25 protein-coding genes and 1 tRNA gene are annotated in these 24708 nt (G+C 61.7%); 22 read left to right on the top strand and 4 right to left on the bottom strand.

Annotated features, from left to right (window positions below):
• Positions 1 to 13: 13 nt before the first annotated feature.
• The 8 genes from J8F10_RS26400 (at position 14) to J8F10_RS26365 (ending at position 4892) form a co-directional block, all read left to right on the top strand.
• A complete protein-coding gene (locus tag J8F10_RS26400) occupies positions 14 to 535 on the top strand; it encodes a hypothetical protein (RefSeq protein WP_210659103.1) in 522 nt (173 codons plus the stop codon).
• Between the two features lie 11 nt (positions 536 to 546).
• Positions 547 to 1071 (top strand): hypothetical protein, encoded by a 525-nt coding sequence (locus J8F10_RS26395; RefSeq protein WP_210659101.1) that lies wholly within the window; start codon positions 547 to 549, stop codon positions 1069 to 1071.
• Between the two features lie 16 nt (positions 1072 to 1087).
• Positions 1088 to 1597 carry a hypothetical protein gene (locus tag J8F10_RS26390; RefSeq protein WP_210659099.1) on the top strand — a complete coding sequence of 170 codons (510 nt, stop codon included), beginning with the start codon at positions 1088 to 1090 and terminating at the stop codon, positions 1595 to 1597.
• A 67-nt stretch (positions 1598 to 1664) separates the two neighbouring features.
• Positions 1665 to 1739 (top strand) — tRNA-Pro (locus tag J8F10_RS26385).
• A gap of 294 nt (positions 1740 to 2033) precedes the next feature.
• The gene (locus tag J8F10_RS26380) at positions 2034 to 2963 is read left to right on the top strand and encodes a hypothetical protein (protein ID WP_210659098.1); all 930 of its coding nucleotides are present in this window, start codon (positions 2034 to 2036) and stop codon (positions 2961 to 2963) included.
• A gap of 168 nt (positions 2964 to 3131) precedes the next feature.
• Entirely contained in the window at positions 3132 to 3959 is an 828-nt protein-coding gene (locus tag J8F10_RS26375) for a metallophosphoesterase (RefSeq protein WP_210659097.1), read from the top strand.
• Between the two features lie 11 nt (positions 3960 to 3970).
• A complete protein-coding gene (locus J8F10_RS26370) occupies positions 3971 to 4366 on the top strand; it encodes a DUF6404 family protein (RefSeq protein ID WP_210659096.1) in 396 nt (131 codons plus the stop codon).
• A gap of 94 nt (positions 4367 to 4460) precedes the next feature.
• Entirely contained in the window at positions 4461 to 4892 is a 432-nt protein-coding gene (locus tag J8F10_RS26365) for a TIGR03067 domain-containing protein (protein ID WP_210659095.1), read from the top strand.
• Between the two features lie 138 nt (positions 4893 to 5030).
• Here the strand turns inward: J8F10_RS26365 and J8F10_RS26360 are convergent, their stop codons facing one another.
• From J8F10_RS26360 to J8F10_RS26345, 4 genes are all read right to left on the bottom strand, one after another.
• Positions 5031 to 8552, bottom strand: coding sequence for a PVC-type heme-binding CxxCH protein (locus J8F10_RS26360; RefSeq protein WP_210659094.1), 3522 nt, complete (start codon positions 8550 to 8552; stop codon positions 5031 to 5033).
• A gap of 193 nt (positions 8553 to 8745) precedes the next feature.
• Positions 8746 to 8940 carry a hypothetical protein gene (locus tag J8F10_RS26355; protein WP_210659093.1) on the bottom strand — a complete coding sequence of 65 codons (195 nt, stop codon included), beginning with the start codon at positions 8938 to 8940 and terminating at the stop codon, positions 8746 to 8748.
• A 177-nt stretch (positions 8941 to 9117) separates the two neighbouring features.
• Positions 9118 to 10104, bottom strand: coding sequence for a DUF1559 domain-containing protein (locus J8F10_RS26350; protein WP_210659091.1), 987 nt, complete (start codon positions 10102 to 10104; stop codon positions 9118 to 9120).
• Positions 10105 to 10388: 284 nt separating this feature from the next.
• On the bottom strand, positions 10389 to 12188 hold the full coding sequence (locus tag J8F10_RS26345; RefSeq protein ID WP_210659088.1) for an acyl-CoA dehydrogenase family protein: 1800 nt from the start codon (positions 12186 to 12188) through the stop codon (positions 10389 to 10391).
• Positions 12189 to 12425: 237 nt separating this feature from the next.
• Here J8F10_RS26345 and folE point away from each other — a divergent pair, with 237 nt between their 5' ends.
• From folE to ruvB, 14 genes are all read left to right on the top strand, one after another.
• Positions 12426 to 12998 carry a GTP cyclohydrolase I FolE gene (folE, locus tag J8F10_RS26340; protein WP_390891154.1) on the top strand — a complete coding sequence of 191 codons (573 nt, stop codon included), beginning with the start codon at positions 12426 to 12428 and terminating at the stop codon, positions 12996 to 12998.
• A gap of 97 nt (positions 12999 to 13095) precedes the next feature.
• Entirely contained in the window at positions 13096 to 16206 is a 3111-nt protein-coding gene (locus tag J8F10_RS26335) for an FAD-binding and (Fe-S)-binding domain-containing protein (protein WP_210659086.1), read from the top strand.
• Position 16207: 1 nt separating this feature from the next.
• On the top strand, positions 16208 to 16453 hold the full coding sequence (moaD, locus tag J8F10_RS26330; protein ID WP_210659084.1) for a molybdopterin converting factor subunit 1: 246 nt from the start codon (positions 16208 to 16210) through the stop codon (positions 16451 to 16453).
• 16 nt (positions 16454 to 16469) lie between these two features.
• Complete coding sequence (locus J8F10_RS26325; RefSeq protein ID WP_210659082.1) at positions 16470 to 16898, top strand: molybdenum cofactor biosynthesis protein MoaE; 429 nt, start codon at positions 16470 to 16472, stop codon at positions 16896 to 16898.
• Entirely contained in the window at positions 16895 to 17467 is a 573-nt protein-coding gene (locus J8F10_RS26320) for a histidine phosphatase family protein (protein ID WP_210659080.1), read from the top strand. The genes J8F10_RS26325 and J8F10_RS26320 overlap by 4 nt, the downstream gene beginning before the upstream one ends.
• Before the next feature lie 78 nt (positions 17468 to 17545).
• Positions 17546 to 18544 (top strand): GTP 3',8-cyclase MoaA, encoded by a 999-nt coding sequence (gene moaA, locus J8F10_RS26315; protein WP_210662163.1) that lies wholly within the window; start codon positions 17546 to 17548, stop codon positions 18542 to 18544.
• An 18-nt stretch (positions 18545 to 18562) separates the two neighbouring features.
• Complete coding sequence (locus J8F10_RS26310; protein WP_210659078.1) at positions 18563 to 18871, top strand: hypothetical protein; 309 nt, start codon at positions 18563 to 18565, stop codon at positions 18869 to 18871.
• 85 nt (positions 18872 to 18956) lie between these two features.
• On the top strand, positions 18957 to 19451 hold the full coding sequence (ispF, locus tag J8F10_RS26305) for a 2-C-methyl-D-erythritol 2,4-cyclodiphosphate synthase (protein ID WP_210659076.1): 495 nt from the start codon (positions 18957 to 18959) through the stop codon (positions 19449 to 19451).
• Between the two features lie 177 nt (positions 19452 to 19628).
• Positions 19629 to 21209, top strand: coding sequence for a cysteine--tRNA ligase (gene cysS / locus J8F10_RS26300; protein ID WP_210659074.1), 1581 nt, complete (start codon positions 19629 to 19631; stop codon positions 21207 to 21209).
• Between the two features lie 90 nt (positions 21210 to 21299).
• Positions 21300 to 21959 carry a crossover junction endodeoxyribonuclease RuvC gene (gene ruvC, locus J8F10_RS26295; protein ID WP_210659071.1) on the top strand — a complete coding sequence of 220 codons (660 nt, stop codon included), beginning with the start codon at positions 21300 to 21302 and terminating at the stop codon, positions 21957 to 21959.
• Positions 21956 to 22669 carry a Holliday junction branch migration protein RuvA gene (gene ruvA, locus J8F10_RS26290; RefSeq protein WP_210659069.1) on the top strand — a complete coding sequence of 238 codons (714 nt, stop codon included), beginning with the start codon at positions 21956 to 21958 and terminating at the stop codon, positions 22667 to 22669. The genes ruvC and ruvA overlap by 4 nt, the downstream gene beginning before the upstream one ends.
• 1 nt (position 22670) lies before the next feature.
• Positions 22671 to 23108 (top strand): hypothetical protein, encoded by a 438-nt coding sequence (locus tag J8F10_RS26285; protein ID WP_210659067.1) that lies wholly within the window; start codon positions 22671 to 22673, stop codon positions 23106 to 23108.
• Positions 23109 to 23111: 3 nt separating this feature from the next.
• Positions 23112 to 23543: a TIGR03067 domain-containing protein gene (locus J8F10_RS26280; RefSeq protein ID WP_210659064.1), complete on the top strand. Its 432-nt coding sequence runs from the start codon at positions 23112 to 23114 to the stop codon at positions 23541 to 23543.
• A gap of 101 nt (positions 23544 to 23644) precedes the next feature.
• Complete coding sequence (gene ruvB / locus J8F10_RS26275) at positions 23645 to 24685, top strand: Holliday junction branch migration DNA helicase RuvB (protein WP_210659062.1); 1041 nt, start codon at positions 23645 to 23647, stop codon at positions 24683 to 24685.
• Positions 24686 to 24708: the final 23 nt, after the last annotated feature.

Raw genomic sequence — 24708 nt, 5'->3', positions numbered from 1 at the left:
CGGAGACCACCCCATGCGGGCACGGACGTTCGCGCTGGTTGCGCTTTTAGCGGCCTCACCACTCGTTGCTCACGCGCAGGACTTCAAGCAGTTCGCCTCGGCCGACGGCAAGTACAAGGTGTTGTTCCCGGGCGCAGTGAAGACCGAGACGACCGACATCCAGGCCGGCAAGGACACGCTGAAACTCACGCTCGACTCGGTGGAACTGAAGGGCGACACGACGTTCCTCGTGAGCTACATCGATGCCTCCGATGAGGTCGCGAAGAAACCCGCCGGTCCGCGTCTCGAAAAAGTGCGCGACGGAAACAAAGGCGAAAAAGGGAAGGTGCTCGACGACAAGGAAATCACCATCGCGGTGGGAGAAGAGAAGTTCCCGGGACGGGACGTGCTCATCGAAACCCCCACGGGCTTCATTCGCAATAGAATGGTGATCGTCGGAAAGCGGCTCTACCAGGTGGTGGTCCAGGGATCGAAGGAGGTCGTGATTTCGCCCTCCGCGGACAAGTTCATCACCTCGTTTGAAATCACCAAATGACCGGAGGCGGTATGCGCGGGGCCGTTTACTTCGGAGTGGCGTTCCTTGTCTGCTCCGCTTCTCTGGCGGCGCAGCCCCAGAAAGACGCCTACACTTCGACCGAAGGAAAGTACGCGATCAAGTTCCCCAACCGGCCGAAAACTTCGCACCAGATCGCGAAGAGTGCGCTGGGCGACCTGGACGTGAACGTCGCGACCTACGCCACGGGCGACGCGAACGTGTTCATGGTGAGCTACACCGACTACCCGGCAGCAGCGACAAAGCCCGAGAACCGCAAGACGCTGTTCGACGGAATTCAAGACGGTATCAAGGGGAGCAAGGGCGAGATCGTTAGTGAAAAGGCGATCGAGTTCGGGCCGGAAAAGTTGCCCGGTCGAGAACTCGTCGTAGATAGAGACAAGGGGAAGCAGCGGATCAAGTTCCGGGCGGTCCTTCGGGACAACCGGCTTTACCAGATAGCCGTTATTGGGACGGCTGAATTCGTGTCCGGCAAAGACGCGACCGCTTTCTTCGAGTCGCTCGAACTGACCAAGTAACGAGGAGACACTGACCATGCGGACGATGCTCACAGTAGCCGCGCTGGTGCTGTTCGTCGGTGCCCTGAGCGCCGACGACAAGAAGTTCGAGTCGAAGGAAGGCAAGTTCAGCGCGAAGTTCCCCGGCGAAGACAAGCCGAAGGCGGTCTCGCAAAAGGCCGGCGCCCTCGACCTGTACATCACCATCGTGGAGAAGAGCAAAGGCGGCTTCGCGGTGATCTACTCGGACATGCCCGCGGACGTGGTCAAGGCGGCAACACCGGCCAAGTTGCTCGAAGGTGGCGAGAAGGGCCTCGTCGAGAACTTCAAGGCGAAGGTGTCCAAGTCCGGCGAAACGAAGTTCAAGTCCAACGGGAAAGAGTACCCCGCGCGCGAGATCGTCGCCGAGAAGGACGACCTGCACCTCCGCGTGACGATCGTTCTCGTGGAGAACCGGCTGTTCCAGGTGTTCGTGGTCGGGCCGAAAGAAATGGTGACGGGCAAGGAAGCGGACGACTTCTTCAAGTCGTTCGAGCTGGCGAAGTGAACCTGGCCTATCGCGAACGTGTCCAAATCAATAACATGAGTGCGGGTCGATCGCGGCCCACACGAATCGGGGCGTAGCGCAGCCTGGCTAGCGCGCCTGCCTTGGGAGCAGGAGGCCGTGGGTTCAAATCCCGCCGCCCCGACTGGTTTCGGCTGAGAACAACCGCACGAGGCCCACGCGAACGGATTCACCGCTCGCGTGGGCCTCGCGGCATTTCACGGTCCCGGTGATGACCCCGAATCTCACCCCGCGGTTCGTATCGTTGTTTCTGAGCGCCCTCGCGGTCCGCGCCGGGACGGTGGTATTCGGGCTGGCACTCGCAGCAATTCCTCCCGATCCGTACTCACATCCTGAAACACCCACTAACGTCCGTGACCTCTGCAATCTCAGTTCTGCCCGGGTCATTGAGCCCTGGTATCGGTGGGATGCGGTGTGGATGGCCGAAATCGCGGAGAAGGGGTTCTCAAATAGCACCCGCCTGAACGGGCAAAGTGGGGTCGCCTTCCAGCCCGCGATGCCCGCAACTATGGCTCTCGCCGAAGCACTCGGCTGCAACATGTTTTGGGCCGGATTAGTAATCGCAAATCTTCTCGGGGCCGCGGGCGCAGCAATCTTTGGTCGCGTTGCCGCTCGAGTGCTCGATGATCCCGGCGCGGCCTGGCGTGCGATGACGCTACTGCTCGCGTTCCCAACCGCGTTCTTCTTTTCTGTGGCCTACAACGAGTCGTTCGGGCTCCTGTTCACAGCGCTCGCGCTTGCGGCGTGGCAGAAGCACCGAGCCGTGGGCGCCGGTCTCGCCGCGCTCGGCGGATCACTCGCGCGACTAACCGGCGTCGCGCTCGGAGTCGCTGCGGCCTGCGACTGGATCACAAAACGCGACCGAAAGGAACTCCCCCGCACACTCGCGCTCGTGATCGGTAGCGCCGGTGGAATCGTGCTCTTTTGGGGCTTCTTGTGGTGGATCGTGGGCGACCCGTTTGCGAGTTTAAAAGCGCACACGAAATGGGGCCGGGCGGAGTTGTCGTGGAGAAACTCACTTCTCACGATCGAGTCGATCTACAACCCCGACCTACCGCACTGGGGCGAAGCTTTTCTTGTTCTGGGCGTAACGGTCCTCGGGATTCGCGCGTGGCGCAAGCGCGGCGTGTTCTGGGGCGTGCTCACGTTGCTACCGGTCGCGCAGATGTTCGCGTCCGGTACGCTCCTCAGCGGCCACCGCGTCGTGCTCGCGTCCCTGCCCGCGTTCATTGAACTGGCCGACCTGCTCCGCTCCCGGAGATCATTATTCGTTGCGATCCTGGTCGGTTTCGCGTTCGCGCAGTTCGTGTTGCTGAACCGTTTCGTTCACTGGCAGTTCGCCGGATAGCCCGGCGCGGTCGCGCTAATTCTTCTTTGCGCTCCGATTGTTGAGTAGGCGATTCGGACAATTCTGCGTGGCTTTCCTTGCACCCCGCAAAACCCGCACTAGCATTTCGACCCCCTCTTTATCTATTCTGGTCACTGACGTGTTTGGTTCCTTCATCGAGTGCCCGCGATGAATCGTCGGTTCTTCCTGAAAGCAGCTCTTGGTTCGGTCATCCCGGGCCTGGCTGGGGGCGCTGCTTACGGTCTGTTCGAGTCGGGTTGGGTGCAAGTGACACGGCCCACGATCGTTCTCCCGCACCTGCCCAAAGCCTTCGACGGTACAACGGTCGCGCTCCTCACCGACATCCACCACGGCCCGTTCACCTCGCTCGATTACGTCAACGCCATCGTGCGAACCACGCTCACCCTGCGGCCCGATCTCATCGTTCTCGGCGGCGATTACTCTCTCAAAGAGGGGAAGTACATCCGCCCGTGCTTCGACGCGATGGCGGCACTGAACGCGCCGCTCGGCGTGTACGGTGTTCTGGGGAACCACGACTACTGGCACGGTTTGGAAGAGACGCGCGAGGGGTTTCGCACGGCCGGAATCGGCGAGCTGACCAACCGAGGCGTCTGGCTCGAACGCGACGGCAGCCGGTTCCGACTCGCGGGCGTCGACGATTTGTGGATGGGGAAAGTGGACGTGAAAGCTGCCCTCGGTGATGCTACTCCCGAAGACGCTTGCTTGCTCCTGAGCCACAACCCCGACGTGGCCGAGAAAATGCGCGACCCACGCGTCGGCCTGATGTTGAGCGGCCACACCCACGGCGGGCAGGTCGTGTTCCCGACCGGCGACGCGCCGTTCGTGCCGAGTCACTACGGGACGAAATACCTGAAGGGTTTGGTTCAGGCACCGAACACGAAGGTGTACATCTCGCGCGGGCTCGGCACCACGAGCGCACCGTTCCGGGTCGGGAGCCGCCCGGAACTCACACTCATCACGCTCCACAGCGCGTAGTGCCCATCGGCATGACACACCACGATAAGGTAAACGCGGCGGTCGCATATCTCCTGCGGCGCGGTGTTGCGAAAAACCTCGCGGCCCCGTTGCACTACCGCATTCTCTGGACCTTCAACGTTTCCGTCCCTCCTCCGCTCTATCAACGATTTCTCCCGCTCGCACTCTTCACCGGACTATTCTGTGCGATCCCGACGTTCCTGGTTTGTGTCGTCATCGAGACCTTATCCGACGCGGAAACAGAAACGAAATTGATCGCGAGGGTGATCTCGAGTGCTTCTCTGTTGGTCCCCACGTGCCTCGCAGTGACCACATTCTGCTCTGCCTACTTGCGCTGGTACGCCAACGTGCTCGACCTCACTTCCTGGGAAGAGTACGATCCGAACCCCGATGAAGAGGCGTGGTAGCGCCGGCCCTCCACCTCCTGCCCCGTCCGCCGACTCCCGCTATACCATTCCCGGCCCGCGTTTTGTGCGGGTGAACAACATTCAAGGAGTTACCATGCGCACGCTGCTCGCACTGGGATTGGTAGCCACGGTGTTCGGGGCCTCGGTTATTGCCGACGACAAGAAAGACCCGACAACCGGCAAATGGGTGATCGAGTCCGTCACCCGTGACGGCAAGCCGAACGACGCGCTGAAGGGCGCGACCCGCGAACACGCCGAGGGCAAGTACACGCTCACACCGGCCAAAGACTCGAAGGCCGCGCCCACAACTGGTACTTACACGATCGACGCAACGAAATCGCCGATCACCATCGACATCAAACCGAAGGGCGGCACTTACGACGGCAAGACGCTTCTCGGCATCGCGAAGCTCGACGGCGACACGCTGACCGTCGCGTTCGCGGAACCGGGCAAGGACCGGCCGACGAAGTTCGAGAGCGCGGCCGGAAGTGGGATCGTGATCGCGGTTCACAAGAAGGTGAAGTAACCGTGTAAAGGCGAACGGCCGGTGTGAGCCGGCCGGTGAACCTCCCACACAATAGGATGTGGAGGTTCACCGGCCGGCTCACACCGGCCGTTCGCCAACCAGTTCACACCGGCCGTTCGTCAAACGGATGACGCCGATTTACTTCTTCAGTGGTTCCTTCAAGCTCGACAGAAACTCGACCAAGTCTCGCAGTTCGCGACGCGACATTTTCTTGTGTAAGTCGTCCGGCATCGCACTCGGCCCGGTTCGCCGGGCGACAATGTCTTCCGCGGGAATCGTCAATTCCTTCGCTTCCGCGGTGACGAGCTTCACCTGCTTCTTGTCCTCGCTCTTGATGATCCCGGTCACGACGCGGTCATCGGCCAACGTCAGCACCGCGGTTTCGTACCCCTTCGCGATCTTCGCGTTCGGCAACACGATCGCTTCGAGCAGGTAGCGCCGGTCCTTCTCCTTGTCGGCCGCGACCCCGTTCAGTGCGGGGCCGACATCGCCCCCCTGACCATCGAGGCGGTGGCACCGCTGGCAATACACTGCGGAGTTGTTCAGGAAGATGTTACGGCCCTTCTCCAAATCGCCGCCTTCAAGCGATTCGAGGTGAGCGGCGAGCTTATTACCGTTCGGTTCGGTCGCGATCTTGTTTTGGGCCGCGCGGTACTTCTCGACCTTCGGCTTGAGTTGCACGAACAGCTTCAGCTTCGATGTGTTGGCCCGCTGCTCCGCGGCGTCGAGTACATCGAGCACGAGCGCGGCCGGAACCTTGCCGCCGTTCACTTGGTCGAGCCACTCACCCAGCAGCTTGTCCGTTTCCTCAGAAGCCTTCTGAATCGCGAGAATCGCGAAAGCGCCCTGCTTCTCAACAAGCGATGTCTTCTCGTCCTTGAGCAACGCGGGCAGGGCGCTCAGAACGGCGCCCGGATCGAGATGCGCCTGCACGGTTCGGCCAGCGGCACGGAGCCGCGGCTCGTCGCTCGAGAGCGCGAACGCGGCGAGTTCCTTCGTGCCCGCGTCCTTGAGAGCCTCTACCGCGAACAGCGCTTCCACTCGGGTGCCGACCGGGTTCTTCGCATCCTTCACGAGTGCCGCCATCGCGGGGCCGAACTCCTTGAGGTTCAGCTTCGCGGCCACCTGTGCGGCGTCCTTACGAACGGTATCTGAACCGGCGAAGATGCCAATACCCGCCTGCCTGAGCGCAGTCGCAGCAATGTTCACGTCGCGCGGAGCGATGTCGAGTGTCAGCCCGGTGATCGGGTCGCGACGCGGCGGCTTCGTCCAGTCACCGAGGAGTTTGAGCGCGAACGCACGGGTGTAATCGGGTTCGCTCTGACGTGCGGCAAAAGCCGCGACCCGGGCCGCGCCTTCGGGAGTGCCCAGGCAGTAGTTCGCTGCCAGCGCGCGGAAGGCGATCGCGTCCGGCTGGCCGACCTTGTCCGCGAACTTCGCGAGCGCCTCATTGCTCCCAATGCGCTCGTCGTAGATCGCCCGCGCCGCTTCGGTGACGATCCCGACGTCAGCGTCCGCGAGGAACTCAGCGATCTTGTCGCTCTTGTGCTTCCGCAGCGCGAGTACAACACCCAGGCGCACCGCGGGCACGTCGTACTTATCTTTCACTAGCTCCTTCGCAACCTTCAATGCATTCACCAGATCCGCGGGATTAAAAGCAGCGTGAACTAACCCCATTACGGCCGCGTGCCGGAGGTACGGATCTTTGTTGTTGTTGGCCTTGAGCAAATCAAAGAGCGGAGCAAACCGTGCCATCTCCGACGCGGGGTAGACCGGCAAGGCTAATACCGGAGCAGCACTCTTGCCAAACGCGACTGCGGCGGCAGCCTTCACGCGATCATCCGGGTCGGTAAGAGCTTTCAGTATCGCTGATTGAATGCCATCTAAGTGCTTTACAGGCTCTATCAAAACCCCTGATTCGGGCAGTCTCCGAAGCATTTTTGAGGGTTCGTCAGGGCCTATTACTACCCGGCCCAGTTGCTCAATTGCCGCACGCTTCACCTCAGTATTTTCGTCCGTCACAAGAGCGAGCAACGACCTCCAAGCAGACTCGGTCTTCCGAGCCATCATCCCCAGCCCCCACACCGCGTGCAGCCGAGCGAGTTGGTTCTTCGAGTCCTTCAGCACAGCGGCGAACGCTTTCGTCGCATCTTCCGCCTTCCGTGAAGACAACTCAAACTGCGCCTCCTGCCGAACCAGTTGGTGCGGGAACTCCAACAGCTTTGCCAGCTCCGCGATGGTCTTCTTCTCGAAGCCCTCTGCAAGTAGCTTCTGCGCCTCCGCGACCTGCGGGTTCTGCATCGCAACGGGATCGGTAACGCGGAAGATGCGCCCGCGGTTCTGCGGCGCCCACCCGCCGACCCAGTCGGACCAGTAGAACGCGCCGTCCGGCCCGAACTCGCAGTCGGTCGGCACCATTCCGCGCACGAACGGCTCGGGCTTGGTGATCTCGAAGCTCGCGCCCTTCGGCTTCACGGCCAGCGACCAGATCACACTGTTACCGGCACTCGAGGTGAAGTCGCACGCGAAGAAGTGATCCTTGTACTTGTCGTTCAGCCCGATGCCGGGGTAGTGCGTGATCCCCGCGGGGCCGTTGCCAAAGTTCGCGAGGGGCGGAACGATCCACGCCGGTTGACCCTCGTGCTGCGGTTCCCACAACTTCTCGGTGTTCCACGCGCCGCGGTTACCCTGGGGAACTGCCGGTGTGTGGTAGCCCGTGCTGTACTGGAAGCCCCCGCGCCACCCGCTGTCGCCGCCTTCAACGATGTGAACCCACCGCGCGCGGTCGCCGCTGTCGCAGTTGTTGTCAAAGGTGAAGAGGTTGCCCAAATCGTCGAACGCGATCTCCTGCGGGTTCCGCAACCCGGAGTGAACGACTTCGAGGTTCTTCCCGTCCGGATCACATCGCAGCACCGCGCCGGTATTCGGGTACTCGAGCTTCTTTCCTTCCTTGGTGGTCACCATGAACCCGCGGTCGCCGACGCTGAAGTACAGTTTGCCGTCCGGCCCCATACGGAGGCCGTGCAGGTCGTGACCGAGGAACTGCACCGTCGGCCCGAATCCCGTGAACAGTGACTTCTTCTCGTCGGCCTTATTCGTGCCTTTCGTGTCCTTCAGAACGTACAGGTCGGGGATGCAGGTGAAGTACACTTGCCCCTTGCGAGCCAGCACGCCCGCGGCGAGTCCGTCCTGCGGGCGGTTGTAGCCGCCCGAGAACACCTCGCTCTTGTCCGCCTTACCGCTCCCGGTGCTGTCCCACACGACCCGCACCTGGTCCTCGTACTTCTCGTAACCCTTGAAGTTGTGCTTCTGGTACATCGCGAGCAAGTCATTGATACTGCGGTTCGCGAGGTCTTCGTCGAGCCAGTTCATGTGCCCGCGCGTGTCGGGAACACCGTGCTCGAACCGCGTCGTCTCGGCAACGAACACGCGCCCCTTCTCGTCGAAACAGAAGCTCACGGGGTTCATCATCAGCGGGGCCGCGGCCCACACATCGACCTTCAAGCCCTTCTCGACGGTTTGCACCTGAGCGAGCGCGTCCGCGTCCCCGGACTTCTCTTTCGCGGGTTGGGCGCCCACGGTGGGTGCGCCGTTGGGCGAAATTATGAAAAGTAGCGCGACTGCGGCAAGCGGTGGCAGCGCGACCAAATAGCGAAACATGAGGAAATGCTCCGGGGCGGGAATTTAGCAGATGTATTGAGGCTACCGCAGACGGGTAAATGCGGCAACCGCGGGAAGTGGCCCGGCGCGCTCGACTAAAGCACCGACCCGGGTGCTGGTGCCAGAACGTTCTGGCACCAGCACCCGGGTCGGTGCTTCATTTCAATTCTAGTAAACCCAGCAATCCACAGAATCACGGACCTTTTCCACCTTTCGGCATACCTTTGAGACCCGTGGGGTTGTCCGAGCTTTTCTGCAGAGGAGTCATCGTTCCGAACGTCTTATTAGGGTCGGACGTGTCAACGGCGCCGCTTGGGAACTTCTTGTCCTCGCACCCGGCAGCCACCAAGAACGCACCGGCAACAAGGAGAGAAAAGAACTTCTTCATCGGAGTTTGGCCTCGATTCGATGGAACGGGTCCGCTCCGAAAAATTGGCAGCGGACCCGAAAGAGAGTTCAACATGTGTCGATGGAATGGGCCGCAGGTCCGCGGGAGGTGAATCCCGGTCCGCGGCCCTGCAAGCCAAGTCACTCACCTCTTCGGGCGAAGAGACTGGCACGAACATCAGTTGGAAACGACAGAGCCGTCACCGACACCGTTCACCGCGACCCAAATCGGCCACGACATGCTCGTGCTGATATTGCCGACCGAACCGTCCGCACGAGCCACATTGACCGAACTCCCGTGCATCGAACTCGCGCCCGGCCACTCACAGTTAATGCCCCACGCGGTCAGATAAGTCGGTGTGAAGCTGTGCGGACCGGCACGGAACCACTGGCCGCCCGACTGCTCGGGCACCATCGGCCCAGAACCGTCCGGCTTCATGTACGGGGCCTGAGTCGATTGCCCGTAGATGCTGGTCCAGACAAACGCCGAGCGGAACACCGCTTCGCCACCGCGAGCGCGAATCAGGCCGCCGCCCTGAGCGTTGAACGGACCGTTCTTGAAGCCGTAGCTCGTGGTTTCCGCGATGGCCACGACGTTCGATGTACCGTCGGTGACGTCAGCAAACTTGAACGTCCGGGTGATCGCGAACAGCCCCGAGTAGTCGCCCGTCGTACCCGTGCCCGGGTTGAAAACCGCGGTCGGCCACCAGTGATACCCTTCGCTACCCGAGTAGTTAGTAACGGCGATGCCCCACGTTTCGTCAGCTTTGCCATAACCAGCGTCCGACGGACAACGCAAGAGCGACACATCGCTTCCGACGATCCCTTGCCCCCAGGCGGCGGCGTTGATGTTCGTTTGCTTGAACAGGTTGTCCTGTTCCACGAACGGCAGCAAGTACGTCAGCCACGTGTGGTGGTTGGCCGGAGCATTCGAGGACGGCACCGGTTTGGCCACCGTAAGTACGGCGGCCGACGGGAACTTCCCGTTGGAGTCGTGGAAGTTGTGCAGCGCCAGACCGAGCTGCTTGAGGTTGTTCTGGCACTTCATCCGGGACGCGGCCTCGCGTACCTTCTGGACCGCGGGGAGGAGCAGACCGATCAGGATGGCAATGATGGCAATTACGACCAGCAACTCGATTAACGTAAATCCCCTACGCGAACGCATAAAACACCATTGGGAGATGGGAGAGAAGAAAAATAGCCGCGGGAACACCTCGCGGGAACAGCCGGGTCAGAAACGAAACGACTAAAGAAAAGAGGATTTGGTGTAGAAACCACCTCGGCTTCTACTTGCTACTTACACGATCCTAAACTGACCTGATGATTATCGCCAGCAAAAAATTTCTAAGAGCGGGCGGTACCCTGTCATGATTCAGTACAATGCCACACCGCGGCTCTGCCGCTCGCCAACAAGACGAACGCACCTTTCCTTCATAACGTGCCCCGGTCTCAGAACTTCGCGATCGTACTCTTCGCACTTTCGAGCAGCGAAGCATCGTCGTTGTCATCGAGAGCTGCGAAGCGCTCACGGATGCGGCGGAACGCGAGCTTCAGGAAGTATTTGCCCGCCACGGTATCTGCGTAGGGGTCAGCGCCAGTAGATTTGCCGTTCCCGCCCTTGCCCGCGAGCAAGTGGTCGAGCCGTGCTATTACACACGAACTCACGTACAGATCAATGGCAATGTCCGCGATGCGCTCGTGAACGAGTTCCGCCTGTGCAAAGGTGGCTTCGTCTTTCAATGACATGAACACGTGCGGGAGCTTCAGCCCGAACTCGCGAACAAAGCGCGCGAGCGTGTACGCATCTTCGCTCAACTCGCTCGACTGAACGGGCACCGTCGGCGCGCTGGTCGTCAGCCACGGAGCGGCGAGTTTCCCGACCACGCCCAGCGATTGACCGAGCTTGCGCAGGCTCCACCGCCCGCCGAGCATGTCGTCTTGCAGGCTCTTCAGATACATCCCCGGGCCACGGCACCCAACGACCGCAATGAACGCCTTCAAAACGTCGTTCGCACCCTCACCGATGGTGTTGATGCGGGCGTCACGCATCCAGCGTTCGATCGGCTGGTCGCAGAAGTACCCCTTCCCACCGTACACCTGAAGCGTGTCGTTCACAATCGTCCACAGGTGCTCCGTCGCGAACACCTTCAGGATGGCCGTTTCGAGCATGTAGTCCGGCGCGCCGCGATCGATGAACGCGGCACACTCTGCGGTCGCGGCCTCCATCGCGAAACAGTGCGCTGCGGCGAATGCGATCTTCTTCTGAACGAGGTGGAACTCACTGAGCGGCTGCTGGAACTGCACGCGCTTCTTGGCGTGCTCGGTCATCGCCTTGATGCACGCCTTCGCGTGACCGGTACACGTCGCGCCGAACGTCACCCGACCGTAGTTGAGCACCGTGAGCGCGGCCTGGAGCCCGCGCCCGATCTGTCCGAGGATGTTCTCCTTGGGTACGCGCATATTGGTGAACTGCATCTTGCCCGTCGCGGTTCCCCGAATCCCGCACTTCTCCGCACGCGCCTCGATTACCTCGAACCCCGGCATGTCGGGAGTCACGAGGAACGCCGTCACTTTCCCCTTCGGGTTCGACGGGTCCGGGGTGCGCGCCATCACCGTGAGGATGTGCGCGATGCCGCCGTTCGTGATGTAGTGCTTCGTCCCGTTGAGGATGTAGCCCGAACCATCTTCAGTAGGCGTAGCAACCGTCTGAACGTTCCCCGCGTCCGACCCGGCTTCCGGTTCCGTGAGCGCGAAGGCGCAGAGTTTCGAGCCGTCGTACAGCCCTGGCAGCCACCTCGCTTGCTGTTCCTTGCTCCCGAACAGACACAGCGCCCGAACACCGATGCTGTGGTGCGCGTTCACGAACACCGCGACGCTCGCATCGTGCCCGCCGAGGATCTCCATCGTCTTGAGGTACTGCTGCTGACCGAAGCCGAGTCCGCCGTACTCGGGCGGGATCGTGAGCTTGTACATGCCGATGTCGGCCAGCCCCTGAACCACGCTGTCCGGGATGCGGGCCTCGCGGTCGATCTTCATGTGGTCGATGTGCGCGTCCGCGTACCTTCTCACCTTCGCGGCCATCTCATCCGCAGCGGCCTGTTTGTCGGCGGGGAGCGTGGGGTACGGGTAAAGGAGTTCGCCCTTGAACTTGCCGAAGAACAGAGCCTTCGCGAAGCCGACGTCCGGCCCCGCGATGAGTTCCTCGACCTCTTTGCGTTGCTCGTCGATTTGTTGCGCGGTCAGAGCCATTGGCGAACCCCTTGTGCCGGCATTGAGAGAGGAAAAACGGCCGAGCTGTGATGCGGTATTATATCGCACTCGGTAACGGGAAATCGTGTCCGGCCGCGCAACCCCAGATTTCCGAACCTGCGTACAATACCCCAAAAGAACGCTCAGGATTCGCTCTCCCCGGAGCCACAGTTGAGTAAGACCACCCACAGCGCCGTTCCCTGCGAAGCCGACGAAGCGCCGCGCCCGCCGAACCACATTCCCCCACTGACCATCGATCACGACCGGCTGCGGCGCGCGGTGCGCGAGATCCTCGTCGCGGTGGGCGAAGACCCGGACCGCGAGGGGCTGCTCGAGACGCCCGACCGCGTCGCCCGGATGTACGCGGAAATCTTCGCGGGACTGCGCACTGATCCAGCGATCTACCTTCAGAAGACGTTCACACAGAAGCACGACGAAATGGTGCTGGTGAAGGACATCGAGTTCTCCTCGTGCTGCGAGCACCACCTGCTCCCGTTCCTCGGGAAGGCCCACATCGCGTACCTGCCGAACGGCCAAATCGTCGGCCTCTCGAAGCTCGCTCGCGTTGTCGATGCCGTCGCCAAGCGCCCACAAGTGCAGGAGCGCATGACGGAGGAAATCGCCGACCTCATCGTGACGCACCTGAAGGCCCGCGGGGTAGGCGTGGTGATCGAAGCGAGCCACTCGTGCATGACCATTCGCGGCGTGCGCAAACCGGGGGCGATGACCATCACCAGTTCCATGCGCGGCGGCTTCCTCGACAACCCGGCCACGCGCGCGGAGATGATGGCGCTGGTTTTCGGGCGGTAACAGGATTCGGGAGTCAGCATTCGAGATTCAGGAAGAATCAGCGCGCACCTGCTTGTATTCTGAACGCCTGAATCCCGAATACCGGATCTCGAACACTGTGCTCGACGAAAAGCAAATCACCGACGACCTCCGCGGACTGTTCCGCGGGCGGTTACACTTCGACCGGCTCACACGCGGACTGTTCGCCACCGACGCCAGCCCGTTCCAGATCGAACCCCACGCGGTCGCCGTACCCGAGGACGCCGAAAGCGTCGCGGTCCTCGTGCGATACTGCCACGAGCACGCGATCCCCATCACCGCACGCGGCGCGGGTACCGGGCTCGCCGGGGAATCACTCAATCCCGGTATTGTGCTCGACCTGAGCGTTCACTTCCGGCGCGTGCTCGCGGTCGGTTCCGACACGGTCACGGTGCAACCCGGTGTCGTGCTGAACGAACTCAACGCGGAACTTGCGAAGATCGGGCGCCGATTCGCCCCGAACCCGGCTAGCGCTGCGACTTGCACCATCGGCGGGATGATCGCCACAAACGCTTCCGGCGGGAACTCCTTCCACCACGGCTACACGCGCGATTACGTCGCGGGGTTGGAGGTGGTGTGGGACAACGGAGAGATGAATTGGGTTGGGGAGCAACCTACCCCCCCGCCCCCGGGGGAGCAGGCGCACACGGGGTTTCCTCCCCCTTCCTTTTTAGGGAAGGGGGTTGAGGGGTTAGGTTCTTCAGACAACCCCTCCCCAACCCCTCCCCTAAACGGAGAGGGGCCAAGAACAGTTCGCCACAACGCGATCACCCGAGAAGTCACCAAACTGCTTACCCTCAACGCCGAGCGCATCGCGATCACGCGCACGCGGACGCCCTTCGACCGGTGCGCGTACCAGCTTCACGGCGTGTTGAATGCAAACAGCGTTGATCTCGCGAAGTTGCTGGTCGGGTCCGAAGGCACGCTCGCGGTCACAACTAAAGCTACGCTGCGAACGATTCCGCTCGCCGGGGGAACGTGTCTCGCACTCATCGGCTTCCCCACACTCGATGCGGCCGTTCGCGCCGGACTAGCACTGCGGCGATACGGGCCGGTCGCGTGCGATTTGCTCGACCGGCGACTGCTCTCACTGACGCGCAGCGCGGGCATTCCCGCTGTGGGCGCAGCACTCATGGTGGCGTTCGAGGCCGACACCGAACGCGAAGCGACCGAACGGGCCTGGGGGTCGATCGAATCGCTCCAGAGAGAGCACATTCTGCGTGTGCTCGCCGAACCAACCTGCGACCCGGAGGGAATCGCACACGTTCGCGGTATTCGCAGTGCAGCGGTATCGGGCTTGTACGCACAAAACGGCCAGTGCCCGGTCGCGTTCGTCGAAGACGTTGGGGTACCGGCCGACTCGCTCCCCGAATTCCTCACCAAAGTGCAGGACATCCTCAAACAGTTCGAGACCAGCGGTACGTTTCTGGTTCACGCGCTTACGGGCCAGGTTCACACGCGCCCGCTCCTCGATCTCAACGAACCCACCGACCGCGCGAAACTGTGGCCGCTGGCCGAAGCGATTCACGGCCTGGCGCTCGCACTGCACGGGACCGTCAGCACCCAACACGGCACCGGCATCGCCCGCACGCCGTGGGTCGAACGACAGTACGGGCCAATCGTTCCGGTGTTCCGAGAGTTGAAGCGCATCTTCGACCCGAAGGGGATTTTGAACCCGGGCAAGATCATCGGCCCCGATCCGAGCCGCGAAGCGTGGCCCCTGCGCCCCGTCGTCAAAAGCGAGGAACCCAAGACCAACGGGCACGAAAAAGAGGGAAAGAACCACGACACAGAGCCCAAAGCCTCTCTCCCCAAGCAGGCCACCGAACCTTTGTCACCCACACCTCTACTCGTGTGGTCGTCATCCTCCCCGGAAGCAGAAGTGAAGCGGTGCAACGGGTGCGGCGACTGTCGCACGCGCACGGCACCAGAACGGATGTGCCCGTCATTCCGTGCCACCGGAAATGAAGCCGCCACCCCGCGGGCAATGGCGAACATGCTCCGCGTTTTGGCCGATCCGACAATCGCAACCCCGGAAGAGATGCGAGCGGTTGCTGAGCTGTGCGTGAACTGCAAGATGTGCCGCGATGATTGCAACGCGAAAGTGAACGTTCCCAAACTCATGCTCGAAGCGAAGGCCCAACGGTTCGCGGAACACGGTTTAGAGCGCGGCGACTGGATTCTGGCCCGCGCCGAAGGGCTAGCGTCTGTCGGGAGCAACTTCGCACCCATTGTGAACGCGATGCTCGGTCGGCGCTCCGTGCGCTGGCTCATGGAGAAGTTCGTCGGCATCTCGCGCCAGCGCAGGCTGCCCGCGTTCTCGATCCGCACGTTCTTCCGGCGCGCACGCGGACTGGGCCTGACGCGCAGAAAACCACGAACCGAGAGCCGCGACCTCCCCTTACTGCCGCACCCCTCGGCCCGCGTCGCGCTCTTCGTGGACGTGTTCGCAGCGTACAACGACCCGCTCATCGGAATGGCCGCGGTCGCGGTGTTGCAGCACCACGGGATCGAAGTGTTCGTTCCGCCGCGACAAGTCGGCAGCGGGATCGCGCCGTTCGCAAAGGGCGATCTCGACGCCGCTCGCGAGTCCGCGCTCCGCAACGTGCGGGTGTTCGCGGACCTCACGCGCGAGGGCTATCGCATCGTGTGTCTGGAGCCGACTTCCGCCCTCATGCTGACACAGGACTACCTCGACATCCTCCCGGACCCCGACACCGCAGCCGTGGCCGCGAACACGGTCGAACTCACCGCGTACCTCAATGAGCTGCACACCGCGGGGCGACTCCGCACCGATTTCCACAAGCTCGAAGTGACGCTCGGGCACCACATCCCCTGCCACATGAAGGCACTGCGAGGTCTCGCACCCGCGCCCACGTTGCTCCAACTCATACCCGGTTTGCGCGTGCATACAATTGACGCCGGCTGTTCCGGGATGGCGGGGACGTGGGGCCTGAAGTCGGACAACTACGCAACGTCGCTCGCCGCCGGTGCCGGAATGCTCGCAGAACTCAATCGCCCACGAGTGCTGTTCGGTTCGACCGAGTGCAGCGCGTGCCGAATGCAGATGGAACAGGGCAGCGGGAAGCGCACGCTCCACCCGGTGCAGTACCTCGCGTATGCCTACGGCCTGCTCCCGGAACTCGAACCGCGATTCCACAATCCACTCGGCGACCTCGTGAGCGACTGACATGAACTTCACCGTGAAACTCTTCGCCGCGATGCGCGACCTGAGCGGTTCCGATACGGCCGAAGTCGAACTCCCCGACGGCGCAACCGTGGGCGATTTGCGACGCGAGATCGCCAAACAGTTCCCGCTCGCGCGCACATTGCTGTTGCGTTCCACGATCGCGGTAAACCACGATTCCGCGGAGAACGACCGACCCCTTCAGTCCACCGACGAAGTCGCTGTGATTCCACCCGTTAGCGGCGGTTAAGCGGTATACTGACGGAATGTTCCGGCTCACGCACGACGCCATCGACCACGCGAACCTCCTCGAAATGGCCCGGTCACCGCATTGTGGGGCGGTCGTGCTGTTCCTCGGCACCGTGCGCGACTTGACCGGCCAACAGGTTACGGTGTTCCTCGAGTACGAAGCCTACGCGCCGATGGCGGAAAAGAAGCTTGCGGAAATCGAGGCCGAAACCCGCCGGCGCTGGTCGGTCGGCGAGATCGCGATCGCCCACCGGCTCGGTCGGCTCGAGGTCGGTGAAGTGAGTGTCGCGGTCGCGGTCAGTTGTCCGCACCGCGCCGAAGCGTTCGAGGCGTGCCGCTACGTCATCGATACGCTGAAAGAACTCGTGCCAATTTGGAAGAAGGAGAACGCGCCGGACGGAACCGGAGAGTGGGTCCACCAATCCGCGAAACCCGGAGCAACATGAGCGCCCTACCGACTGTGTACCTCGCGCGCCACGGCGAAACCGAGTGGTCGAAGTCCGGGCAACACACCGGACGCACGGACCTCCCGCTCACCGTGGTGGGCGAAGACTCGGCCCGAAAACTCGGCGAACGGCTCACTGGGCTGCAGTTCGAGTACCTGTTCACGAGTCCGCTGTCGCGTGCGCGTCGAACTGCGGAACTCGCGGGGTTTTCGCCCGTCGTGGACCCGGATTTGCTCGAATGGCATTACGGCGACTTCGAGGGCCTCAAAAGCGCGGAGATTGCCACCAGTAAACCGGGCTGGAACCTGTTTCGTGACGGTGCCCCGGGCGGCGAGTCGCCCGAGGAAGTGATCGCCCGCGTGGACCGCTTAGTGACCAAGTTGAAGGGGCTGACCGGCAACGTGATCTGTTTCGCACACGGTCACATTCTCCGCGTCATTGCGGCCCGGTGGATCGGGCAACCGGTCACACTCGCGACGTCAATGTTGCTCAGCACCGCAACGCTGAGCGTCCTGAGTTTCAACCACCACAACCTCGCCGAACCCGCCATCAAAGTGTGGAACAGCTAAAGAACACGGAACGAAGGCGTGAGCGCGCGACACCCATTACGACTGGCTTCTGATCGGGCCTCGGTTCTTCCCTCTGAGATCCGCGTTCCGGGTTCTGCGCTCATAGATTCCTTTGGCCGCGTTCACAACAACCTGCGCATTTCCGTCACGGACCGCTGTAATCTGCGCTGCACCTACTGCATGCCCGAGGACGTGACGTTCCTCGATCGCGGTGAGCTGCTCACGTTCGAGGAAATCACAGCATTCGTTCGCGTGGCCGCGGGCCTCGGCGTGGACAAAGTGCGGCTCACCGGCGGCGAACCGCTGATGCGAAGGGATCTGTATAAGCTCGTGCGAATGATCGCGGACGTACCGGGCATCGCGGACATTGGCGTCACCACGAACGGCATTCTTCTTGCAGAACAAGCCTCCCTACTGTTCGACGCCGGTCTCCGGCGCCTGAACGTGTCCCTCGATACTCTCGACCCCGACCGCTTCCGTGTACTCACCCGGCGCGCCGGCGTCGAAAAGGTGCTCGCGGGTTTGGGTGCTGCCAAACGTGTGGGTTTCGCTCCAATTAAAGTAAATGCAGTTGCAATACGCGGGTTCGCGGAACACGATGTGGTGCCGCTCGCACGGTATTGCAAAGAGAACGGATTTGAACTGCGCTTCATCGAATACATGCCGATCGGGGCCGATTCGTGGGAGCGCGAGAAGGTCTTCTTCGCGTCCGAAATCCTGGAACTGATCGGTAACGAAGTCGGCGAACTGGTTCCCGCGAACACCGACCCGTCCGCGCCCGCACTCGATTACGCGTACCGCGACGGGAGCGGGACCGTGGGGGTGATCGCGTCCATATCGCGGCCGTTCTGCCGGTCGTGTAACCGCATCCGCCTCACGGCCGACGGGAAGCTCCGAAACTGCCTGTTCGCACTCGACGAAACCGATGTGAAAGGATTGCTCCGCTCGCCATCTATTAACGAACAGGCGATCAGAGACGCGCTCAAGCAGAGCGTGTGGGCCAAATGGGAAGGCCACGAGATCAATGCTGCGACCTTCGTGAAACCCGATCGCACCATGCACGCCATCGGCGGCTAGCGCCCCGGAGCCTACCCCATGAGCCGGTTCAACGACGAATACGAGAACGACCGCGACGACTTCGACAGCTCCGAAAAAACGGACTCCGTCATTCGCCAACTCCGGGCCGAAATCATTCGGCTCGAAGCGCAGCTCGACCAGCTCACCGCCAGCGTCCGCGAACAGTCCGAAGAATCGGCCATCATCGTGGCCCGGCTCGCGGAACTGGAACGGGCCGTCGATCGCCTCCGGGCGCGCCAGCGCCGCGACACCAAACTCCTCGTGCTCGCGTGGATGATGGTCGTCGCGTCCCTGATGATGTCGCTTTTCACGTATTTCACGTCGTAACCGCGTCATTTCTATTGGCGTTGTCGCACCGGGTGGCACGTAGGTACAATTCCCGCAACTCACTAGCCTGCGGGAGTTTCACAAGGTGACTGTTCGCGTCGGCAGCGGCCACGACACCCACCGGTTGGCGGAAGGCCACACGCTCATTCTCGGCGGGGTTCTCATCCCACACACAAAAGGTCTCGTCGGCCACTCCGACGCGGACGCGGTGCTGCACGCGGTCACCGACGCCCTCCTCGGAGCCGCGGCCCTCGGCGACATCGGCGACGCCTACCCCGACACCGATCCGAAGTGGAAGGGGGCGGACTCGCGCCTCTTCCTCACCGAAACACTGTCGCGCCTGAACCAAATGGGCTGGAAACCGGTCAATTTGGACGTGACCGTCTTCGCGCAGGAACCGAAACTCGGCCCCGTGAAGGCCGCAATCAAGAACAACCTCGCGCACCTGCTCGGCATCGGCGCGGACTGCGTGAACGTGAAAGCCAAGACCGGCGAAAAGGTCGGACACATTGGCCGCGGTGAAGCCATCGGCTGCCATGCGGTCGTTTTAATTGAGCGTCTTGGCGAACGGCCGGTGTAAGCCGGCTGGTGAGAGACTCGTGGCCGAAACGGGACGCAAACCCTACAGCCACAGCGATCAACACGTCCGCGCGGATTAAATCGCGGTCGCGTTGCAACACGAACGACGAGCGGATTGTGTGCGCCGGCCCACCAGTCGGCTTACACCGGCCGTTCGCCCAACAAGGGATTTCCGGTTATGGCGCTCCAGGTGTACTCGACGCTCACTCGCAAGAAGGAGCCGTTCCACAAGAAACCGGGCGACACGGTCACGATGTACGTCTGCGGGCCGACGGTCTACAAGCCGAGCCACATCGGTCACATGGTCGGCCCGGTCATCTTCGACACCGTGAAGCGCTACCTCACCTACCTCGACTACAAGGTGAAGTGGATCGTCAACATCACGGACGTGGACGACAAGCTCATCAACCGCGCGAAGGAACTGAACACCACGGTACCGGAACTGTCCGCGAAGATGACGGAAGACTACTTCGCCTGCCTCAAATCGCTGAACGTCACTGGCATCGATCACTTCCCGAAAGCGACCGACCACATCGGCGGGATGATCGAGGTCATTCAGGCTCTCATCAAAAAGGACTACGCCTACGAGGTGGACGACGGCGTTTACTTCGACGTGTCGAAGGACACCGACTACGGCAAGCTCTCGAACCGCGACCCGGAGCAGATGGAAGCGGGCGCGCGCCTCGAGCCGAACCCCAAGAAGCGCAACCCCGGCGACTTCGCGCTCTGGAAATCAAAGCCCGGCGAGCCGAAGGAAGTGCAGTTCGAGAGCCCGTTCACGTGCGGGCGCGGGCGCCCCGGGTGGCACATCGAATGCACCTGCATGGCGATCAAAGAACTCGGCGAAACGCTCGACATCCACGGCGGCGGGTTGGACCTCCAGTTCCCGCACCACGAGAACGAACTGGCCCAGAGCGAAAGCTGGACCGACAAGCCCTTCGCGCACTTCTGGATGCACAACGGACTGCTGCAATTACGAGATAAGGACGGCAAGCCAACCAAGATGGCCGGATCGCTCGGTAACGTGTTGAACGTGGCCGACGCACTCAAGCACGTCGCTGGCGATGTACTGCGGTTCTTCATGCTGAAGACGCATTACCGCACACCAATTGATTTGGGCATTTGGGACTGGAAGAATCCCAACACGCCGATACCGAACGGGTTAGTGGAAACTGCTGAGTCGCTCCAAACTTTCTACCGATTCTTTGAGCGATTCGAGCGAATCACAGGTCACAGTTTCTATTCCCTTCCGGTAAAGCACTTCGATGAAACGGAGCTCCATCAGGAAACCAATTTCGGCGGAACCGTTGGTCCACTGTATGCTCGTTTTTTGGAACACCTCAATGATGACTTCAACACGGGCGGAGCGGTCGGCGTCTTGTTTGAGTTAGTCAGCGCACTGAACAAGTTCACCGACGAACACAAACTGGATGGCGGTCAGTCTCTCCCGGGTGGTCACCTGAAGGACTCACTCCGCGCTGGTGCCACTCTATTGCGTTCTTTGGGTGACATCCTGGGACTCTTCGAGACCGTACCCACGAAGAAAACAATTGGCGGAGACGATGCCCTCGTCTCTGGCCTCATGCAACTGCTCCTCGATCTGCGGAACAACCTGCGTGCGTCCGCGAAGGAAGCTGCTAAGGACAACCCGCTGAAGAAGCCGCTGTTCGACCAGACGGACCTGATCCGCAAGCGGCTCGGCGAACTCGGCATCACCCTCGAAGACCGCCCCGGCGGTACGACGTGGCGCGTCGGATAACGCGAGCGCGCGGAAAGGATCGCTCTGACATTCCGAGAAACCACGTTCTCGGCTATCTGCGGGGCATCCTTCCGCGTTAAGGCCGTTCCCATGACCACGCCGATCACCTCCGCCCCGGTCCGCCCTCGGCGCATCCTCGGTCTCGACCCGGGCTTGCAAACGACCGGCTATGGCGTCCTCGAAGCGACCGATCGCGGTCCGCGTGTCGTGGATGCCGGTGTTATCCGTTCTGCCGCGGGGCGCGATACTTCCGACATGGCACAGCGGGTCAAGGCCCTTTACGATGGTTTGTGTGAGGTGCTCGAAGAGTGGAAGCCGTCCGCGATGGCCGTCGAACAACTTTACGCCCACTACGACCACCCGCGCACCGCGATCCTCATGGCACACGCCCGAGGGGTTTACTTCCTCGCGGGCGCCCAACGGAACATTCCCGTAACGAGCTACGCATCCACCAAAGTGAAGAAGCTCGTGACCGGCAGCGGGCGCGCGAGCAAAGAGCAAATGCAGTACGCAGTTGCGCGCGAACTCGGACTCGCCGGCCCGCCCGAACCGCACGACGTGGCCGACGCACTCGGCATCGCCCTCTGTCACTACTTCGCGACCGGCAGCGGCGTGATGGGCGGCGCACGCGGCGCGACCTTCACCGGCGTGAACATGCAGGCGCTGCTCGGCAATCGTGAAGACGATGACGAAACCGAATGCCTGGAGCCGAGTGACGACGGGCCACTGACCAAGGACGACCCGCAATGATTACCAAAATGACGGGCCTGCTGACGCGCGTGCTCGACGACGAAGTGCGGCTGCAAATCGGCGCGTTCGAGTACCAGGTAATGGTGTCCGAAGCGGTGCGCCGGCAGATCCAGCTCCGCGTCGGTCAGGAAGTCGCGTTCCACATCATGGAATACCTGGAAGGTAACTCCGTCGGGAGCCGGTTCGTTCCGCGGCGCATCGGCTTCATCACCGAAGCGGAACTGGAGTTCTTCGAGCTGTTCTGCACGGTCGAGAAGATCGGCGTGAAGAAAGCGCTCAAGGCGATGGCGTTCCCCATCAAAACCATCGCCGACGCGATCAGCCGCCAGGACTCGAAGTGGCTCTCCTCGCTCCCCGGCGTCGGCCCAACGACCGCGGAACAGATCGTCACCACGCTGAAGCGAAAGGTGACCAAGTTCGCGATGATAAACTCGCCGACTCCTGCCGCGGAAACCGCTGCGCCGGATGCGGTGGTCGAGAAGAAGGGTAAGGGGTCCAAAAAAGCCAGTGAAGCAGAACCACCCGCAACGGAACCGCTCGTCACCGCGGCCGACGGCCAACTCATTGAAGACATCTACCTCGCGCTGATGGGTTTGGGGCTGAACCCCATCGAAGCGCGTGCGAAGCTCGACGACCTCCTGATGTCCGGCAAGCCGTTCCGCTCGCTGCAAGACGCATTCGCGATCATTTTCACGCCGCAGAAGGGGTGAAATGATGCGCGACCCGAACCGCATCGACAGAATTATTGAGCGACTTCGCGAGGTCTGGCACGCATCGCCGGACATGCGCTTGGGTCAACTGCTGGTGAACGTAATCAAACCGAGTCAACCGTGCCCGCAAGTCTTCTTTGTCGAAGACACAATCACGGAAGCCAAACTCACAAAGTATCCCGATCCGAACGACAGCCGTTACGCTGAAAATGAAGTCACGCTCAACCTGACCAAAGCCGAAGCACTCGTCCTGTTCGCATTCGTGATGCGGTTTCGCGACAAGGAAAAACTCAATATCGAACACGAGGCCGAAGCACAAATCCTCTGGGATGTGTGCGCATCACTCCAGCAATACTTCGGTGCAGAACTCCAAGATCGGCTGTGGTTGAAACTACTCAATGACGCCCGCGTGCGGGTTTCAGGTGATAAGAGCGAGTGACCCATGCTACGAACTGCTTCAATCCTACTTGTGCTGCTGGCACCCAGCGCGTCTGCCGCGGAGCCGGAAGGCGATCTGAAGGCACTCCAAGGAACGTGGCTCATTGAGGACGCGAAGCTCGGCGGGCGCGACCACAAGGACGACTTCAAAGGGATGAAGCTGACGATCACTGATGACAAGTACGTCATCGACTTCGGCGAAAACTCGGACAAAGGCACAATCAAGGTCGATGGGGCCAAGAAGCCAAAACAGATCGACCTCAGCACGCGCGATAAAGGGCCGTTCAAGGGGCGCGCGTTACCGGGCATTTACGAACTGAAAGACGACACAGTCGTGCTGTGCTTGAACTCGGAGAAACCCGACCGGCCCACCGCGTTCGAGGCGAAGGCGAAGACGCCGCTAATGCTCCTTACCTTCAAGCGCGAAAAGAAATAGCAGAGCGGCCTGCCGCTCCCTTGCGGTCGCGGCTCGTTGAAAAGAACGGAACGAGCCGCGACCGCAAGGGAGCGGTCGACCAAACGACAGGAACCCGACCAATGGCGCGCGAGAAAGTAATCACTACAGTTCCGGCAGACGAAGCACAAAAGCACGACGCGGCACTGCGGCCGAAGTTGCTGAAGGAAGTGATCGGCCAGCGGAAGGTCGCGGAGCGCCTGGAGATCGCGGTCCGCGCGTCCAAGAAGCTCAACGAACCGCTCGGGCACATCCTGTTCGATGGCCCGCCCGGTCTCGGCAAAACCACGTTCGCCACAGTGCTGCCGAACGAACTCGGCACATCGATTCAGTTGACCAGCGGCCCGGCGCTCTCGAAGCCCGCGGACCTGCTCCCGTTCCTCACCAACCTTGATGAAGGGTCGGTGCTGTTCATCGACGAAATCCACCGGATGCCGCGCATCGTGGAAGAGTTCATCTACCCCGCGATGGAAGACTTTCGCATCGACATCGTGCTCGGCGAGGGCATGAGCGCGCGAACCATCTCGATGAACCTGAAGCGCTTCACCCTGATCGGCGCCACCACCCGGAGCGGGATGCTCTCCGGCCCGATGCGCGACCGGTTCAAGATGCACGAGCACCTGGAGTTCTACAGCGTCGAGGAACTGGCCACGATCGTCCGCGTGAACGCCGTGAAGCTGAACACGCCCATTACGCCAGAAGCCGCACACGAACTCGCGCGCCGCAGTCGCGGGACGCCGCGCGTTGCGAACTCGCGGTTACACTGGACGCGCAGTTATTCTGCGGCAATGCACGACGGCCCCATCACCGAACCGATCGCAAGGGCCGCACTCGACATGGCCGAAGTGGACCGAGACGGGTTGGACAAGAACGACCGTAAATATCTGGAAACGCTCATCGACCTCTACGCCGGCGGACCGACCGGGGTCGAGGCCCTCGCAGCAACAATCAACCTCGCGTCCGATACGCTCGCGGACGAAATCGAGCCGTATTTGCTCCGCGAGCAGTACATCACGCGATCACCACGCGGTCGCGTCGCCATGCCGCGTGCCTACATCGCGCTGGGCAAACTGGCGCCCAAGCCAAAGACCGAAGACAAGCCGGGAGGGTCGCTGTTCGATTGACGCGGTTCATGCGGACTTCGTCG

It is taken from the genome of Gemmata palustris, assembly GCF_017939745.1.
Lineage (GTDB): Bacteria > Planctomycetota > Planctomycetia > Gemmatales > Gemmataceae > Gemmata > Gemmata palustris.
The sequence above is the reverse complement of the archived record's forward strand: the minus strand, read 5'-3'. Positions and strand labels throughout refer to the sequence as shown.

What these genes read in the sequence shown, in the direction of transcription:
- moaD (WP_210659084.1), top strand. Translation starts at nt 16,208, where the DNA reads ATGAACTTCACCGTGAAACTCTTCGCCGCGATGCGCGACCTGAGCGGT.
- J8F10_RS26400 (WP_210659103.1), top strand. Translation starts at nt 14, where the DNA reads ATGCGGGCACGGACGTTCGCGCTGGTTGCGCTTTTAGCGGCCTCACCA.
- J8F10_RS26320 (WP_210659080.1), top strand. Translation starts at nt 16,895, where the DNA reads ATGAGCGCCCTACCGACTGTGTACCTCGCGCGCCACGGCGAAACCGAG.
- J8F10_RS26370 (WP_210659096.1), top strand. Translation starts at nt 3,971, where the DNA reads ATGACACACCACGATAAGGTAAACGCGGCGGTCGCATATCTCCTGCGG.
- J8F10_RS26285 (WP_210659067.1), top strand. Translation starts at nt 22,671, where the DNA reads ATGATGCGCGACCCGAACCGCATCGACAGAATTATTGAGCGACTTCGC.
- J8F10_RS26310 (WP_210659078.1), top strand. Translation starts at nt 18,563, where the DNA reads ATGAGCCGGTTCAACGACGAATACGAGAACGACCGCGACGACTTCGAC.
- J8F10_RS26350 (WP_210659091.1), bottom strand. Translation starts at nt 10,104, where the DNA reads ATGCGTTCGCGTAGGGGATTTACGTTAATCGAGTTGCTGGTCGTAATT.
- J8F10_RS26390 (WP_210659099.1), top strand. Translation starts at nt 1,088, where the DNA reads ATGCGGACGATGCTCACAGTAGCCGCGCTGGTGCTGTTCGTCGGTGCC.
- J8F10_RS26345 (WP_210659088.1), bottom strand. Translation starts at nt 12,188, where the DNA reads ATGGCTCTGACCGCGCAACAAATCGACGAGCAACGCAAAGAGGTCGAG.
- J8F10_RS26360 (WP_210659094.1), bottom strand. Translation starts at nt 8,552, where the DNA reads ATGTTTCGCTATTTGGTCGCGCTGCCACCGCTTGCCGCAGTCGCGCTA.
- J8F10_RS26380 (WP_210659098.1), top strand. Translation starts at nt 2,034, where the DNA reads ATGGCCGAAATCGCGGAGAAGGGGTTCTCAAATAGCACCCGCCTGAAC.
- J8F10_RS26325 (WP_210659082.1), top strand. Translation starts at nt 16,470, where the DNA reads ATGTTCCGGCTCACGCACGACGCCATCGACCACGCGAACCTCCTCGAA.
- ruvB (WP_210659062.1), top strand. Translation starts at nt 23,645, where the DNA reads ATGGCGCGCGAGAAAGTAATCACTACAGTTCCGGCAGACGAAGCACAA.
- ruvC (WP_210659071.1), top strand. Translation starts at nt 21,300, where the DNA reads ATGACCACGCCGATCACCTCCGCCCCGGTCCGCCCTCGGCGCATCCTC.
- J8F10_RS26355 (WP_210659093.1), bottom strand. Translation starts at nt 8,940, where the DNA reads ATGAAGAAGTTCTTTTCTCTCCTTGTTGCCGGTGCGTTCTTGGTGGCT.
- J8F10_RS26280 (WP_210659064.1), top strand. Translation starts at nt 23,112, where the DNA reads ATGCTACGAACTGCTTCAATCCTACTTGTGCTGCTGGCACCCAGCGCG.
- J8F10_RS26365 (WP_210659095.1), top strand. Translation starts at nt 4,461, where the DNA reads ATGCGCACGCTGCTCGCACTGGGATTGGTAGCCACGGTGTTCGGGGCC.
- J8F10_RS26395 (WP_210659101.1), top strand. Translation starts at nt 547, where the DNA reads ATGCGCGGGGCCGTTTACTTCGGAGTGGCGTTCCTTGTCTGCTCCGCT.
- cysS (WP_210659074.1), top strand. Translation starts at nt 19,629, where the DNA reads ATGGCGCTCCAGGTGTACTCGACGCTCACTCGCAAGAAGGAGCCGTTC.
- ruvA (WP_210659069.1), top strand. Translation starts at nt 21,956, where the DNA reads ATGATTACCAAAATGACGGGCCTGCTGACGCGCGTGCTCGACGACGAA.
- J8F10_RS26375 (WP_210659097.1), top strand. Translation starts at nt 3,132, where the DNA reads ATGAATCGTCGGTTCTTCCTGAAAGCAGCTCTTGGTTCGGTCATCCCG.